A 14,825-nucleotide genomic window follows, 5' to 3' on the forward strand; every position below is an offset into this window, starting at 1 on the left:
TTTTTTACGTTGGCGCTTGGACCTGTTCAGTTTTCTGCTGATACGAACCGGGCCCTTCAAGCAGCTTGATAAAAAAACCGGTCGGAAATTTTGGATGATTTTAATTCCCAGACCGACGGGCTCCTAGGTAAATAATGCACCGAGCTAATGCTTGATGCGGAGGGACAAGACTATGATGGAAATCGGTAAACTTATTTTGGCTTTTGCTCCGTGGCTCGCGTTTTGGTTCATCTCAGGCCCTTCTATCCTTCGGCTCCATATTGCGCTTTTCGTGGCAGCAGCGTTGGTCATTATCATGGCCATCACCAAACTTCACAAGGGAGCAATCCTGTGGGCCGGCTATGTATTCTTTTCTTTTGCGCTGGTCACTGTTGTCTGGCTCAAAAACATGTGGGTCATCCATCATCTTGGTGTCCTAGCCTCTGGAACTCTCTTTCTGGCCACTCAACTTTCAATGCTCCTGGGACGGCCGTTTACAGAAAATTACGCAAGAGAACACGTTCCGAGAGAATTGTGGAATTCTTCTTCGTTTATCCGAAGTTGCATTGTAACCACATCGGCATGGTCATTTGTTTTTTTGGCAAATACTATGATCAATGTTGTTCGTCTCAACTACCCTAACCTGAGCGAATGGCCTTTCAGGACGTCGGAATATTTGATTGTAGCCATGGGCATTATCTTTACCAGTGTCTATTCCCGGCACGTCAGACGGAACCGTGAAGAAGAGTTGACAACAATAGATGATCGACAAATTATAGACAACTCAACTACAGCCAAATAAATTTATCTCCTACAAATGAAAGGAGGTATCTCCATGAAACGAGTTTCGATCGTTGGCGTCACGTCAGCAGCCTTGCTTATCGGCGCAATCCTCGGCGCAAACTTCAATGGTAACGCCCAGCGGAGCAGGGGGCTTCTCGTCTTATGTTGACGCCATGGGGCACATCAGCCTGCCCAAGGATTTCCGGACCAGGTTCGTTCATCTGGGATCGTGGGCGGTAGTGGACGATCGATCGTCGAAAGGGCTTCATAACGTGTATACAGAACGAAAAACTGTGGAGCAATTCCGGAAAACCGGGAAATTCCCCGACGGAGCGACGCTGGTAAAGGAGATTCTCAAACTGGAGTCTGGGGAACCTGTCACTGGCCATCCAGTAGTATGGGGGGCAGCTCCGATGCGCTGGTTTGTGATGGTCAAGGACGCGAAGGGCCGGTTTGCCGAAAATCCGCTCTGGGCAGAGGGTTGGGGCTGGGCGCTGTTCCAGGCGGACGATCCGAAGACGAACGTAGCCAAGAGTTACGAAGCGGACTGTAAGATCTGCCATGTAGCGGCAGAGAAGAGCGATCGAGTCTTCATACAGGGGTATCCGCCACTGCGGTCAAAATGATCGTGACAGAACATCGTGTTTGGATGTCGGGAGCAGCGTCGTCTCAACCTGTGGTTCAGCGTAATTAAATGAGCTTTTCCATCTCCAACCTCTCTCCAGAACCTTTGTCTTGTCACCGTCTGGCGTAAATTTTCTTGGCTGCTCAGGAAATATGTAACACTTGCCAAGTTAGAGATCCAGGATCTTTGCCTCTGCGTAAATAACCAGTATCAATAAAGTTCTCTCAATGGACCGTGACTTGGCTTTTAGCCATTTGAAGTCGAGCACAATATGATAATGGCGCATGGAGATGTGTTTTTGTGGTTCCCAGTGGCCACTAACAGCGCCGCACAGTCCTCTGGCGCGTGGTACCCCTCCGTAAAAACCTGTTGCTATTTTGGGGATAAGTGGAGAATGAATTTCAGTGTGCTCGGCGACGGCCCGCAATACACTGTCCACGCAATGAAAACCTGAACAGAAAAGCTTCTTCGCCTTTTTTTCAGGCTCTTTGCGCTTATACAAGTCTATCTCAATTAAATTAAAGAACACATCCGGCGCAGGGCTCAACCATTCAGTTGAACTGACACGGGAAGAGCCCTGATGACCGAATATACATTTAACCCAGGAAGCGATAGCTAGCCTAGACTTGAGTTACAGGCTCAAAAGCATAAAATACCCTTTCCATCAACACCACGTCCCGACCAAATTCTTGAGGTACAGGATCAACCTGAAAAACCGCCAACTTCACTTGATCACCAGCTTTCAACTGTCCCTGCTTGCAATTAATTACTCGAACAAAAAGAGTTTTTTTGTCCTGTAAGTTCACTAGAGCATGGATCAGAGGCGGTGATCCAAAGCCGAGCGGAACCCCTACAGCTTCTTCCGTTAATTCAATCACAGTGCCAACCGAAGGCCAATCTATCCATTCCATGTCGCTGCTGTAGCATTCTGGGCAAATGACTCTTGGAGGAAATGGTTCGAAACCACATGCTTTGCATCTTCTGGTGGTAAAGCGGCCTGATTTTAGAAATTCATAAAACTCGTATATCTGGTTAAACTCTTTGGATTGTTGTGGGAACAAATCCATAGTGATCATATACTTTCCGTCAAGCGTTGAAATCCCTGGAACACTCATGAAGCCTCCTTTCCGTATATTACTACCGTATTGCCGGCGATGAACCCACTGAGATTGTGGGTCAGTCCTATAGAAGCGTCGGGGACCTGTTGAATAGCATCGCCGCGGAGCTGTTTCGTCACCTCTATTCCCTGCCTGATACCAGTTCCACCAAATGGGTGGCCACATCCCAAGAGTCCCCCATCGGTGTTAGTTGGAACTTGTCCTCCGAAGTCATTTTCTCCAGCAGCGATGAATTCGCCACCTTCGCCTTTCTTGCAGAATCCCAGATCTTCCATCTCTATGATCTCTGAAATCGTGAAACAATCGTGGGTCTGTGCAACATTCACGTCTTTTGGCTCCACTCTTGCTTTTTTGTACGCTTGACCCGCTGCGATTTTTAGAGATTCCCACGTCGTCCAATTTGGCATGTTCGCGGACATGCTGTGGACAGCGGCTTGTCCTGCCCCTCTCAAGTAGACCAACGGTTTGTTGGTCAGAAGCCTTGCCCTGTCCTCACATGCAAGGACTATACACGCAGCCCCATCCGTAATGGGACAACAATCATACAGGCTCAAGGGTGGCACAATCATTTTAGCGTTGACTACTTCTTCCATCGTAACCGGCGTTTGGAACTGGGCTTTTGGATTCAAGGCTGAATTTCGCCTATTTTTCACCGAAACTTGGGCCAAATGCTCCTTCTTCGTGCCATATTGCTTCATGTGAAGTTTTGCCACCATGGCAAAAACAGGCGGGGGAAGGCCCAATCCTTGGGGACCGTCCCAGTCATGATCTACTGAAGCTAGTTCGCTATAGAAAACCTCCCACCTTTGTGGCGTATGGAGTTTCTCTCCGCCTGCCACCATTACGACATCGGCTTGACCGGCCTTGATTAGAGCAAAAGCCAAGATTATGGCGGAACTACCACTGGCGCATAAGAGTTCAACGCGAGCGCAAATGTTTTTGGGCTTGATGCCCAGGTATTCTGCAACCATTGGAGCGAGATGAGTCTGGTATGACGTACGTTCTGTATAAGCCGAAGCTACTAATAAACCATCTATGTCTTTTGGATTAAGAGCGGGGTTGTCGTCGTAACAGGCTTTACCGGCTTCCTGAAAAAAATCTCTCTGGTTGCCGTTTCTGACTCCCCACTTTGACATACCACCCGCGACCACGCAAACATTACGGTCCATCTCCGGATACCTCCACATTTACAAATGTAAACCAAGGTGAAATGATCCAATGAACTTGATCTGGCTCGTAGAGCTAGTTAGTTAACATACGTCCGATCAACATTCTCTGAACTTCTGAAGTGCCTTCTACGATTTGTAACAGTTTACAACTCTTGTAGTAACGGGACACAGCGTATTCCTCCATAAAACCGTACCCACCGTGTATGTGCAGTGCGTCGCTCGCCACCTTCTCAAGCATTTCCGAAGCGAACAACTTGGCTGAACACGCCTCAAAAGAGTGTTCACGTCCTTGGTCTTTTAGCCAAGCAGCCCTTACATACTGATTTCTGCCCAATTCGATGTTAACCGCCATGTCGGCAAGCTTGAACTGTATAGCTTGATGTTTAAAAATGGGCTGGCCAAACTGTACACGGTCTTTTGCGTAGCTTAAGGCAGCGTCCAGACATGCTTGGGCTAGGCCGACCGCTGCCGCTGCTACCCCTATTCTACCTGTCTGGAGAACGGCCAAGTGTTGAGCAAATCCACGGGTAGGGTCACCCAAAAGGTTGTCCCTGGGGATTATGCAATTGTCTAGTATTACTTCATGGGTAGGAGATGAGTTCCATGCCAGTTTCCGATACTTTTTACCTAGTTTGAATCCCGGGGAATCTTTTGGAACTATGAATGTAGATATGGTGTCTCCATTTTGATTCCTGCCGGTTTTCGCTGCTACTAAAAGAACAGATGAGTTATCAAACCCTATATTAGTAATAAACTGTTTGGTCCCATTTATTACCCACTCGTCACCTATTAGAGTTGCTGTGGTTCTCAGAGCAGCGGCGTCTGACCCTGAATCTGGCTCAGTCAGACCGAAGGCCCCAATCACTTTTCCCTCAGCGATAGGCGTCAACCAGGTCTTTTTCTGTTCATCCGTACCAAAGACAAAGATCTCCTGCCCCACAACAGACGTAGTGATATCCAAAAGACCACCTAGGGTGACATCTCCTCGCGCGATCTCCTCGATGCAAATAGAAGTTCCTACCCAATCACCACCACTACCACCGTATTCTTCAGGAAACGGGATGCCCATCATCCCTAATTTCGCCATTTGATCTATAATGTCGTACGGGTATTCCCCCGTTCGTTCCATATGTTCGGCACGAGGAGCTATGACTTCCCTGGCAAATTCGCGTGCGGTGTCACGTATCATCTTGTGTTCATCGGTCAAATCAAGATCCATTTATTTGTTCTCCTCAAAGTGAGCAGAAATTATTATTTGTGACCTGTTAGCACTGTCACCCCTGCTCATATTAGTTTACTTGCCCGCCATTCGTACGGACGCGTCCAATCTGATGTTCGTGCCATTCAGATAAGGGTTCTCGATAATATGTTTAGCCAGCATAGAAAATTCATCCGGTTTACCGAAACGCCGCGGGAAGGGGATCATAGATGTCAGTGATTCCTTGACTTTTTCCGGCAAACCACCTGCCATTGGAGTTTCAAAAATGCCAGGAACGATGGTCAAGACACGAACTCCGAATTCAGCAAATTCACGAGCCGCAGGAAGAGTCATTCCGGCTACCGCCGCCTTAGAGGCGCTATACGCTGTTTGACCGATTTGACCTTCAAACGCCGCTATGGAGGCCGTATTAATGATTACCCCTCTCTCGTTGTCCTCGCTGGGAGAATTTTGAACCATTTTTTCCGCCACAAATCTCATCACGTTAAAAGTGCCAATCAAGTTGATATCTAATACTCGAGTAAAATGGTCCAAAGGCATGAGTCCTTTTTTGCTGAGTATTTTCTCGGCGACACCAATTCCGGCGCAATTAATTGCTATATGTATAGCGCCGAAGGATGACACTACTTTTTCAACGGCGTCTCTCACAGACTGTTCATTTGACACGTTCGTCTTACAAAAAATGACGCTTGGTTCAAGTTCTGAAGAAATCGCTTTACCCCTATCCTCATCCAAATCCAAAACTGCTACATTTGCTCCTTCTTTGACCAAAGCTCGGACACAAGCTTCTCCGAGACCCGACGCTCCTCCTGTGACCACGGCCACGTGCCCAGCTATTTCCATGGTTCTTTCCTCCTGATGCCAGGGCAACAGCCCTGGAAGATGACAAGCTTAGTTTCGCTACAATGAAAAAGAGAGATGCCACTTAGGAACCTTCTATGACGATCAAAGGCCCATGATCCGAGACATCGCCTCTCACTGACTCTGTAAAGCCCACATGACAAGGGCCCTTCACTACGAGAGCCGCAAGGCCGCCATACGTTCGTTCAGACCTACCGCCATGCAGCGATGTTGCTTGTTCAAAAACGAAACTCTATTAGATCTAAATTACACTTCACGTAATGCCAAGTGGAGAATCCACGGCATGGGTTCCCATGTGGACCCGCAAGATTTTATCTTATGTCTCAACCCGTCGTTGCTCTTCGTCTTTGAGTTCCCTACGTAGAACCTTACCCACTTTGGATTTCGGCAACATATCTCTGAACTCGATATACTCTGGTATTTTGTATGGAGCGAGTCTGTTGCGACACCACTTTGTCAGGTCATATCCGGTAATCCCTTTGACATCATCCTTCAAAACGACAAACGCTTTGATTCTCTCTCCGACCTTTTTATCTGGAATACCAACCACGCAAGAGGCTAGTACGACGGGGTTTGTCTGTAACGCCGCTTCGATTTCCGACGCGGCTATCCTGTAACCCTTGTGCTTGATCATGTCGACGGACCTGTCCATGAAATAAACCCAGTTGTTCTCGTCAATTCTAACCATGTCCTTTGTTCGGTACCATAGCTGTCCGTCAAGGTTCACAAAGCATCGCTCGGTTTCGTCAGGTTTGTTCCAATAGCTGGTAACCATATATTCAGAGGCTACAAGCAACTCCCCACCTGCATCCAATGGCGCCGGCTCCAAAGAAATTGGATCGACCAATTTAATTTTTTTACCTGGCAGTAATTTCCCACAACTCCCTTCGGGAGCTTCTTCATTCGCAGGAGTTAATGCTACCCCAGCGCACGTTTCAGTGGCCCCGTATCCTTGTGAAATTTTTACACCACTTCTTTGTCTCCACTTCTTCTCTATTTCAGAAGCTAGAACGTCACCTGCGCAGAAACAGTATTTCAACGAACTTATGTCGTAGCGCTCTGATCGTTTATGTTCCAGTATCATTCTGTAGAGCTGGGGTACCCCAAAGAGGGATGTGGCTCTATACATCTGAATATGGTCCAACATGCCATCTAGCTGAACTCTCGGTAATAGTACGCAGGTGTCACCTGTCAAAATTCCACCGATGGCGAGGACTTGGCCAAGCGCATGAAATAATGGGGCTCCCGAGATTAATATGTCTTCACCAAGTGGTATTACAGTTTCACTCATGGATCTCTGCATCAGGCAGCTACTGAGAAGATTTTGGTTTGAAAAGGGCACACCTTTTGGGTATCCCGTGGTTCCGCCCGTATAGAGCATTTCCACCATGTCCTCACCATTAACTGCGAAATTCTCATAGGGAGGTAATGAAGAAGAGCGCTGGATGAGCTTCTTGAAGGAAAAATTCGATCCGGCAAGAGTGTATCTACCCTCTGGGACCGTGTTGAACGCCCTTCCCAAGAGTCTCTTCCACATAGGAAGCAGATCCACGAGGTTGGTCACAATTATCCTTTTCAATTTTGTTTGCTCAGATATCTCCTCCACGTAGCCGAAATTAGTGTCCAGACAAACAATGGTCTCTGCGCCAGAATCGTTAACAAGGTAAATTAGGTCTATAGGGGTGTATATAGGACTAATAGGAACAGGAGCCACGCCTATGCGTAACATACCAAACCAGGAAATTAACCACTGCGGGGTATTCGCAAGATATAAAACAGCGGTATCGCCTTTCCTCAGCCCCATATTGTACAAAGAGGCCGCAAAACGCTCAATCAACTCATGAATCATGCTATAGGTCCAAACTGTTCCAAGATAAGCAATGGCTGGCCTGGAACCGTGGTTCCTTGCTGTTTCTTCAAAGCGGCCGTAAACAGTGTTGAAGGTTTTGTTCTGTCCCAACCTAGACATCCTTTTACACTCCAAAATATGCTGATCGGACTTCCGAATTATTAGATAATTCACTCCCACTACCAGCAAGAGCAAGCATGCCATGTTCCAAGATGTATCCACGATGAATATGCGGTAAAATTGGTCTGGCAAATTGTTCAGTAATTACGACAGTGATATCTCGACGGTTGATATCCCGTATTGTGGAAACCAGGCTGGATTGAATCACAGGGGCCAGACCCAGCAACGGCTCGTCCAAAAGCAATAGACGTGGTCTTGCCATGAGTGTCATGCCAACTATGAGCATTTGTTGCTCTCCACCACTGAAAAATCCAGCTTTCCTCTTTTTCAGTTTTGCCAGGAGAGGAAAGATGTCGTATACGGTATCGATCGTTTTCTTGATTTCCGAATTTTTCTGTAGGTAGCCCGCTATCTTGAGGTTCTCTTCGGCGTCGCTGTCTCTAAAAACAGGATGTCTTTCGCGGCTTAACACAATCCCTCTTTTTACCCGTTCCCGTGGACGGAGTTTTATTATATTTTCTCCTTCAAATTGAATTTCACCCTGAATAGTAATCCTTACGCCACCTTTACGCTTTTCTTTAACCCTTTTGTCTTCCATCAGGCCGGCTATTGTGTTCATCAACGTGGATTTCCCTGCGCTGTTTGATCCTAGAACTCCAACAAACTCTTTATCTCGGACCTCCATGTTGAAATCATTTAGAGCTAGGGCGTTCTCGTAGAAAACCATGAGATTCTTTACTTCGAGTTGAACTCCCATCCGATCACTCCTCTGACCCCAAGTAAGCTGATTTGACGGCCTCGTTTTTCATTACTTCCGCGGGTTTACCATCCGCGATCAGAACCCCGAAATTTAACACTATTACTCGATCAACAACCCGAAATAACTCCCTTAATCGATGTTCGATCATGATGATGGTTTTTTGGGAAGCCTTGAGTTTTTCGATGATCGGAAGCGTGGCGGCTACTTCAGACATGCTCATGCCGGAGAATAACTCATCTAATACTACAAGATCCGCACGCAAGGCGAGGCATCGAGCCAGTTCGAGTCGTTTTAGGTATCCGTGAGGCAGGCTTTTAGTCATTTTGTAAGGTACTGATGAGTCACGTTCAAAACCGACTTCTTCAAGGAGATCGATGGCAATGTCGTCTCTTTCGCCATATTGACCACCCCTGAATTTCTTAACTCTGTTAGAACAAAGTGGAATTATTACATTCTTAAAAGCGGGCAGGTGGTCAAAAGCCTTTGCCATCTGGAAGGTCCTAGCGATGCCGCGATTGGATATCACATAAGGCCTCTTGCCGGTTATGTCTTCTCCTTGGAATACAATCGATCCTGAAGAAGGTTTTACAAACCCGGTAATCAAATTGACCAAGGTACTCTTACCAGAACCATTGGGCCCGATAACTCCGATAAATTCCGACTTGTTAAGACGGAAGCTGATATCATGCAGTGCGACTACTCCACCAAATCTCTTGGAAAGCTTATTTACCTCAAGAATACACTCAGACCGCATTGTTTTACTCCGTCTCCACCCATCTCTCATACTGGTGGTACTTTCGAGCCAAATAGTGAAAAATACCTTCCGGTAGGGAGACAACAAATATGACCATCAAGAAACTATAAAAAACGATTCTCCATGAGCCAAAAGCCCTCAAACTCTCGCACAGGGGCACCAGGATGAAAGATCCCAAGAGCGCTCCAGCAAAACCGCCAGGCCCACCAAGAACAGAAGCCGCAACCGGAAGAACCGAATTGTCCATAGCAAATGCCGACATCCCAACAAATCTGTAGTAATGAGTCATGAATGCGCCGGCAAACGCAGCGGCAGCGGATCCAATAAAAAGAGCCTGTGTTTTGTACCAATAGATGTTAATACCGCCTGCCATGACAGCTTGGTCATTGTCCAATATCGCACTCAAGATGAGGCCGTAGTCTGTATCCATCAGTCTTCGGAACCCGAAAAAACACAGGAACAATCCGGCAATTATCAGATATGTGGCCACCCATGCGTTTGGCAAAGGTGACAATCCACTTAATCCCTCCATTCCCTGAAAAATCCCTGTGGCCTCAATGAGCGCACGGAGTATGAGGGGTAAAACAAATGTGACCATAGCAAAGTAAACTCCTCGCAATCTCAAGACAGGAAAGAGCAAAAAACTAGAGAGGAGTCCCCCAACCAGAGTTGCAACCGGGATAGTTACATAGGGCGGCAGTCCGAAATAATGGTTTAATACGCCTGCGGAATACCCTCCCATCCCAAAAAATAAACTTTGCCCCAGCGAAAACATCCCAGCGGATGCTATAAAATCCCAACTCATGGCGAGAATGGCAATCACACAGGTGATGACAAGCACTTTATTCCAGTACTCATCCAGAACCAAAGGAAGAAGAAGTATTCCAAAGACAAGTAGTGCTCGTGGGAGCACCAAATACAATGCCTCTTTATACGAAGTAAGGGAATAAATGGTATCCGATCTTGCTTTTATACATCGATCGAGTCTTTCTTTACGGCGTTTTGATGATTCAGAACTTTCCTTGAATTTCCAAATCATAACATCCTCTTTTTCAATAACTCTTGAAAAATGCCCTATGCCTAGGTCATCGACCTATTCACGAGCTTGTTTTACGCTGAACTCATTGCCCAGCTTATTTTTGGCGAAAATGTCTTGCGTTCATGAGGCGGAAGTCTGTCGTCCACCTCGCTTTCTACTATTTGAAAAGGTGGCCATTCGGTCTACTTGAACAAGTCGTCGAGAAAAAACCGTATTCTTTTAGAATTAGCGTTTCTTAAGCTATCTTTACCCTGTGTCCTAAACCCACATTGGGGACTGGTTTTGTCGCTAACAATTACTGTTGCAGACGGCTGATGAATTAGACCCTTTCTTCAAGTTCCTTGGAGCTGCCAAAAAGACCTGACGGCTTAACGGCTAATATCAAGACGATTGATACAAGCGTCACAACCAGACTATAAAGTGGAGAAAAATATGTTGAGAAGATCATTTGTAAAAAACCAAATATCAGACTTGCCACAATAATACCCAACGTACTTTCAAGACCCCCAACGATGCCTACAGCAAGCACTAGGATCAGAACATTGCTTCCATCCTCAACCGAAAGCAATGAAAGTGGCACTATGGCGATTGCGGCAAGAGCCGCTAGGGACGAGCCGATGTAGAAACTAGCCATGGCAGTTCGTTCAGGCTCAATGCCAAACGCAAGAGCGGTTTCCTCGTCTTGTGCTATGCCCCTAAAAGCTAGACCGAGTTTGGTGTGATGTGTAAATATCCATAATAAGAGGAGCAAGATGATTCCTAGACACAAGATTATTAAGCGCTGAAAGTCTATGTAAACCTCAAAAATTTCCACACTGCCATCTACAAAAACCGGAAGTTTGTAGCTATGGCCACTCAGGCCGAGGCTTCGATATAGTTCTAATAAGCCAGTCCCGAGTCCGAAAGTAACGACGATTTCGGACAGTGGAATACCCCTTACCCTATACAACACAAACCTGTACACGCAGACACCGACTATTCCGGTAATCAAAACGGACATTACAATTGATAAGGGGTACCAAAGTCCGAATGAATTGACAAAGTGCCAACATAGGTAGGCGCCAGTAACGTAAATAGCTCCGTAAGCAAAATTGGCAATCCCGCTGATACCAAATGTTAGGCTGAATCCAAGGGCCATCAGCACCAACATACAACTGTTTACCATGCCGTAAATAAACATTCCCATCATGGTCTGTTCCTTTGTAGCTCCGTGTATCAGCAGATTACGACATCGATTGACGGTGTCACGGGTCTTCAATCGCCCTATTTCTTTTTCATCCATTCGGGAAGCTGAATTTTCCCGGTCGCTGCCACGGGTGGGAAAACAGCGACACGTACTCCTGGATCTTGCCATTGAAAGACAATGGCCAAAGCATTCTCTGCTGGATTTGTTCCAAAAACCACCTGGTGATCCTTTGCGAACCTGACTCGACCGATAGAACCCTTCCTGTCAGTTTTTTCAAGTTCCGCGACAACTTTGTCGGCATCAAGGGTCCCAGCACGCTCTATGGCTTCCTTTAACACATAGACTGCGTCATAGGTTGCGCCTGTACCGTGAGATGCTTCCGGTGGTTTTTTGAACTTCTGCTTGTAAGCGGCATAAAACGTTTCTGACTCTGGAATAACTTTAAGTGGCATGCAACCGGCCTCTACCAGATTCACAATCCCCTTGACCTTCCCGTTGTGAATTTTCCATATATCCTCTCCGCAAAGAGCGGGTAACAGTCCTGTAACTACCGCCGGGACTTTCATCGTACGCCATTGATCGGCAAAAGTTACCACTGAGGGCATGCTGGAAATAAATACAATGACTTGGGTCTGTGAATTCTTGATCTTAAGAAGTGTACTGGCGAAGTCCGTAGTGCTTTTTGGGAAAGTTTGATCACCGGTGACTGTCCAATTTTGAGATTTCAGCCATTCAGCCGTTTTGCCTGCAATCGCCTTAGCCCATAGAGCCTCCTCAATGACGAAAAAAGCTTTATTCAGGCCGAAGTCCTGATTAATAAGCTTTAATGCGCCCAAATAACTCTTGGCAAATGATGGAGCATCGTAACAGAGTCGAAAACAGTATTTGTAGGCATCATAATTTTCTAAAATTTTCTCCTGCAATTTTGGGCTCATGGGAATAGTGGCAAGGTATGGCAACTTGTGTTTGGATGTAATGTCCATGCTGGCTAAGAGAGCTTCGGAGGAAAAAAAACCAGCTACAATCGCATGGGGTTTATGTTGCAGAATCAGTTTCTCATAAGCCATCAAGGCTTCACTGACCGGAATGCCGGGTTCCGAATCTCTGGTGTCGGCAGTAACAAGATTGAAAGGTCGCATCTCATTGCCAACCTTTACTCCCCCTTTTGCGTTGATCTCTTCAATTGCCAGTTCGGCCGCATTCCTGGACTCATATCCCTCCAGGTACCCTAGAGAAGTCGGAAGTCCAAGAATAATGGGATCGCCCCCGGCGTAGGCCGGAACAACGCAAATCCAAAGCAGCAAGATCCAGCAGATACCCAAGAATCGTCTGATTTTCATCACAGCCTCCTTTGATATTAATGCCTTGCAGCAAACTCATATCTGACACGTGAATCCGTAACTCCTATTGGGTCTGATGTGAATCGTCCCAGTGCCTGCGCCTAGCGGTTTATCGATAGGCTAAGTCACATCCAACTATTTCGACCATGTCTTTTGTGACCTTCTAGGTCTGAGCACCCATGAACATTGCAACTATCTGCGCCTCGTGCCATGGGAAATCACTCGAATTAAGCCCACCGGCAATATTTGATTCATAACGACTGTTACAATGCCTATGATTTCGCATTTATTCGGTTGTCATTGTCGACATCATACGCAGAGCCATTATTCGTATCATTGGTGGCCTCAGACGAAATACCTCTGCAAAAGATTTCCATAGCTAGATTAAGAGTAGACCTTAGATGGTCTTTTCGTGGATCGAACATTTTCTTACTCTCTTCCCACAGCACGAGCCCGCTGAACATAGCCCAGACAATGTCAACCAAGGCCACTGACTTATGATTTTCAAAAGAGCCTTCCCGAATTCCTGCTGCAATTATGCTCGATAGAGGCGATAAAGTTTGGGAAAGAATGCCGTTTATCATCTGGATCGTCTCTGCAGATAGATTCTGAAGAGTCTCGCTTGCTTGAAGATGCAAGACATTTCTCATCATCAAAGGATCAAACTCGTAAACTTGGTACAAAACGTCACTGAGTGCTTTGACTTTTTCCGGCGCCGCCAACGCGCTGTTATCCGCAAGTGTCTGTATCTGTTGCTGCATGAACTTCTGTAACTCCACATTTATAGTGGCGTAAAGTTCATCTTTGCTGTTGAAATAAAGGTAAAGGGTCCCGCTAGCGAGTTCGGCTTCCCTAGCTATATCTTCCATGGTGGCTCCGGAAAAACCCTTGTCCGAAAAGACTTTTTTTGCAGCGCTAATAATCTGCTTCCTGCGACGTTTTCTTTGGATTAAGCGCTCACGCTCTTTTCTCTCTTCTAGCCCCATATTGGGATCTCCGAATGGTGTTTATTATGATAACTGTATTCTCTTAACTAAACTATCATCAGTCTAATGAATCTAATTCAGTTGTCAAGAAAATTTTTTCAACGTTTGTTTGAAAAAAGGAAAGCGGTATAACGGTTACGGGTTGATCTAAATTGATCAAATCGGAAAGAGCGCTAAGAAAGAGAAATAGGAAGGATATACCGACAACATGAGATATTCTCTCTGTTGAAGATATTTCTGTGCTGCGACCAATAGGAAAAAACTGTTATGGCGGCGCCGGCCAGCATGAAAATCGGGAACAACCCCCTTCACACATCGAAAGGGCTCGATTTGCATTCTGTAAGTGGGTATGAGAGGTTTTTCTCAATCACGCGTTCCAGGGGGTCACATGGAAATAATGGAAGCGGTTGCCGGCTCAACCTCGGGGTTCGGCAGTGAACTTATCCTGGACGTGAATCTCCGTAACGTAATTGGAAGCCCAGTCACCTATAGGACCAAGCAGGTCCACGGATCAAACTGGGTCAAACAATATAACATTTGAAAGAGAAAACGAGGAAAGCTCCTTTACGCCTCGACCGAAGGGCTGTCGCTCTACATGTGGATTGTCAATTTTTCAAATAAATTTTGGTTTAGGTCTTTATTTTGCAGTATGGTGATCTAGCCATTCTCAATGGCTTGTTGAATCTATTTCGACAGTCAGACTTGAAAATCCAATGTAGGGAGCCAAGGCCAAGCCTGCGCTTCAACAAAACACGGAGGATATTTTAGTGACTTACCAAACCGTCCTAGTCGAGAAGTCAGAGAGCTATGTAGGGTCCATAACACTAAACCGGCCCGATCAACTAAACACATTTAGCAGCCGAATGGCCCATGAACTAGATGACGCTTTACTGAATCTGGACAACGACCCCGAGGTCCGGGCAATCCTAATCAAGGGGGCCGGGAAGGGTTTCAGCGCCGGGATCGATGTCAAAGAGATGTTTGGCAAATCGCCCACGGAGCTTCGCAACTGGGTCCACAGCATGGAAAAACCTTTA

Annotated in this window: 16 protein-coding genes; 4 read left to right on the top strand and 12 right to left on the bottom strand. The window is 46.4% G+C overall.

Annotated elements, in window-relative coordinates:
* Positions 1-172: 172 nt before the first annotated feature.
* Positions 173-781 carry a hypothetical protein gene (locus WC647_19640; GenBank protein MFA6224517.1) on the top strand — a complete coding sequence of 203 codons (609 nt, stop codon included), beginning with the start codon at positions 173-175 and terminating at the stop codon, positions 779-781.
* Between the two features lie 106 nt (positions 782-887).
* Entirely contained in the window at positions 888-1,388 is a 501-nt protein-coding gene (locus WC647_19645; protein ID MFA6224518.1) for a cytochrome P460 family protein, read from the top strand.
* 168 nt (positions 1,389-1,556) lie between these two features.
* Here the strand turns inward: WC647_19645 and WC647_19650 are convergent, their stop codons facing one another.
* The 12 genes from WC647_19650 to WC647_19705 all read right to left on the bottom strand — a co-directional run bounded on the left by WC647_19650 (position 1,557) and on the right by WC647_19705 (position 13,788).
* Positions 1,557-1,889: a C-GCAxxG-C-C family protein gene (locus WC647_19650; protein MFA6224519.1), complete on the bottom strand. Its 333-nt coding sequence runs from the start codon at positions 1,887-1,889 to the stop codon at positions 1,557-1,559.
* Between the two features lie 118 nt (positions 1,890-2,007).
* Positions 2,008-2,502 (bottom strand): zinc ribbon domain-containing protein, encoded by a 495-nt coding sequence (locus WC647_19655; protein MFA6224520.1) that lies wholly within the window; start codon positions 2,500-2,502, stop codon positions 2,008-2,010.
* On the bottom strand, positions 2,499-3,674 hold the full coding sequence (locus WC647_19660) for a thiolase family protein (GenBank protein ID MFA6224521.1): 1,176 nt from the start codon (positions 3,672-3,674) through the stop codon (positions 2,499-2,501). The genes WC647_19655 and WC647_19660 overlap by 4 nt, the downstream gene beginning before the upstream one ends.
* A 73-nt stretch (positions 3,675-3,747) precedes the next feature.
* The gene (locus tag WC647_19665) at positions 3,748-4,893 is read right to left on the bottom strand and encodes an acyl-CoA dehydrogenase family protein (GenBank protein MFA6224522.1); all 1,146 of its coding nucleotides are present in this window, start codon (positions 4,891-4,893) and stop codon (positions 3,748-3,750) included.
* Between the two features lie 75 nt (positions 4,894-4,968).
* The gene (locus WC647_19670) at positions 4,969-5,736 is read right to left on the bottom strand and encodes a 3-hydroxyacyl-CoA dehydrogenase (GenBank protein MFA6224523.1); all 768 of its coding nucleotides are present in this window, start codon (positions 5,734-5,736) and stop codon (positions 4,969-4,971) included.
* A gap of 334 nt (positions 5,737-6,070) precedes the next feature.
* A complete protein-coding gene (locus tag WC647_19675; GenBank protein ID MFA6224524.1) occupies positions 6,071-7,723 on the bottom strand; it encodes an AMP-binding protein in 1,653 nt (550 codons plus the stop codon).
* A 4-nt stretch (positions 7,724-7,727) separates the two neighbouring features.
* Positions 7,728-8,480 carry an ATP-binding cassette domain-containing protein gene (locus WC647_19680; protein ID MFA6224525.1) on the bottom strand — a complete coding sequence of 251 codons (753 nt, stop codon included), beginning with the start codon at positions 8,478-8,480 and terminating at the stop codon, positions 7,728-7,730.
* Positions 8,481-8,484: 4 nt separating this feature from the next.
* Positions 8,485-9,237 carry an ABC transporter ATP-binding protein gene (locus WC647_19685; protein ID MFA6224526.1) on the bottom strand — a complete coding sequence of 251 codons (753 nt, stop codon included), beginning with the start codon at positions 9,235-9,237 and terminating at the stop codon, positions 8,485-8,487.
* Between the two features lie 4 nt (positions 9,238-9,241).
* Entirely contained in the window at positions 9,242-10,276 is a 1,035-nt protein-coding gene (locus WC647_19690) for a branched-chain amino acid ABC transporter permease (GenBank protein MFA6224527.1), read from the bottom strand.
* Between the two features lie 319 nt (positions 10,277-10,595).
* Positions 10,596-11,558, bottom strand: a complete 963-nt coding sequence (locus tag WC647_19695) for a branched-chain amino acid ABC transporter permease (GenBank protein MFA6224528.1) — start codon at positions 11,556-11,558, stop codon at positions 10,596-10,598.
* A complete protein-coding gene (locus WC647_19700; protein MFA6224529.1) occupies positions 11,540-12,802 on the bottom strand; it encodes an ABC transporter substrate-binding protein in 1,263 nt (420 codons plus the stop codon). The genes WC647_19695 and WC647_19700 overlap by 19 nt, the downstream gene beginning before the upstream one ends.
* Before the next feature lie 272 nt (positions 12,803-13,074).
* Entirely contained in the window at positions 13,075-13,788 is a 714-nt protein-coding gene (locus tag WC647_19705; protein ID MFA6224530.1) for a TetR/AcrR family transcriptional regulator, read from the bottom strand.
* Between the two features lie 388 nt (positions 13,789-14,176).
* On the opposite strand from WC647_19705, the gene WC647_19710 reads away from it, so the two are divergent.
* A complete protein-coding gene (locus WC647_19710; GenBank protein MFA6224531.1) occupies positions 14,177-14,329 on the top strand; it encodes a hypothetical protein in 153 nt (50 codons plus the stop codon).
* 226 nt (positions 14,330-14,555) lie between these two features.
* The coding region (locus WC647_19715) for an enoyl-CoA hydratase/isomerase family protein (GenBank protein ID MFA6224532.1) at positions 14,556-14,825 on the top strand (270 nt) is incomplete at its 3' end.

The organism is Desulfomonilaceae bacterium, from assembly GCA_041662605.1.
GTDB lineage: Bacteria > Desulfobacterota > Desulfomonilia > Desulfomonilales > Desulfomonilaceae > CAJBEZ01.

Excerpts from the sequence above, each read along its gene's own strand:
- WC647_19640 (MFA6224517.1), top strand. The coding sequence starts at position 173 with ATGATGGAAATCGGTAAACTTATTTTGGCTTTTGCTCCGTGGCTCGCG.
- WC647_19645 (MFA6224518.1), top strand. The coding sequence starts at position 888 with ATGGTAACGCCCAGCGGAGCAGGGGGCTTCTCGTCTTATGTTGACGCC.
- WC647_19655 (MFA6224520.1), bottom strand. The coding sequence starts at position 2,502 with ATGAGTGTTCCAGGGATTTCAACGCTTGACGGAAAGTATATGATCACT.
- WC647_19660 (MFA6224521.1), bottom strand. The coding sequence starts at position 3,674 with ATGGACCGTAATGTTTGCGTGGTCGCGGGTGGTATGTCAAAGTGGGGA.
- WC647_19665 (MFA6224522.1), bottom strand. The coding sequence starts at position 4,893 with ATGGATCTTGATTTGACCGATGAACACAAGATGATACGTGACACCGCA.
- WC647_19670 (MFA6224523.1), bottom strand. The coding sequence starts at position 5,736 with ATGGAAATAGCTGGGCACGTGGCCGTGGTCACAGGAGGAGCGTCGGGT.
- WC647_19675 (MFA6224524.1), bottom strand. The coding sequence starts at position 7,723 with ATGTCTAGGTTGGGACAGAACAAAACCTTCAACACTGTTTACGGCCGC.
- WC647_19680 (MFA6224525.1), bottom strand. The coding sequence starts at position 8,480 with ATGGGAGTTCAACTCGAAGTAAAGAATCTCATGGTTTTCTACGAGAAC.
- WC647_19685 (MFA6224526.1), bottom strand. The coding sequence starts at position 9,237 with ATGCGGTCTGAGTGTATTCTTGAGGTAAATAAGCTTTCCAAGAGATTT.
- WC647_19690 (MFA6224527.1), bottom strand. The coding sequence starts at position 10,276 with ATGATTTGGAAATTCAAGGAAAGTTCTGAATCATCAAAACGCCGTAAA.
- WC647_19695 (MFA6224528.1), bottom strand. The coding sequence starts at position 11,558 with ATGGATGAAAAAGAAATAGGGCGATTGAAGACCCGTGACACCGTCAAT.
- WC647_19700 (MFA6224529.1), bottom strand. The coding sequence starts at position 12,802 with ATGAAAATCAGACGATTCTTGGGTATCTGCTGGATCTTGCTGCTTTGG.
- WC647_19705 (MFA6224530.1), bottom strand. The coding sequence starts at position 13,788 with ATGGGGCTAGAAGAGAGAAAAGAGCGTGAGCGCTTAATCCAAAGAAAA.
- WC647_19710 (MFA6224531.1), top strand. The coding sequence starts at position 14,177 with ATGGAAATAATGGAAGCGGTTGCCGGCTCAACCTCGGGGTTCGGCAGT.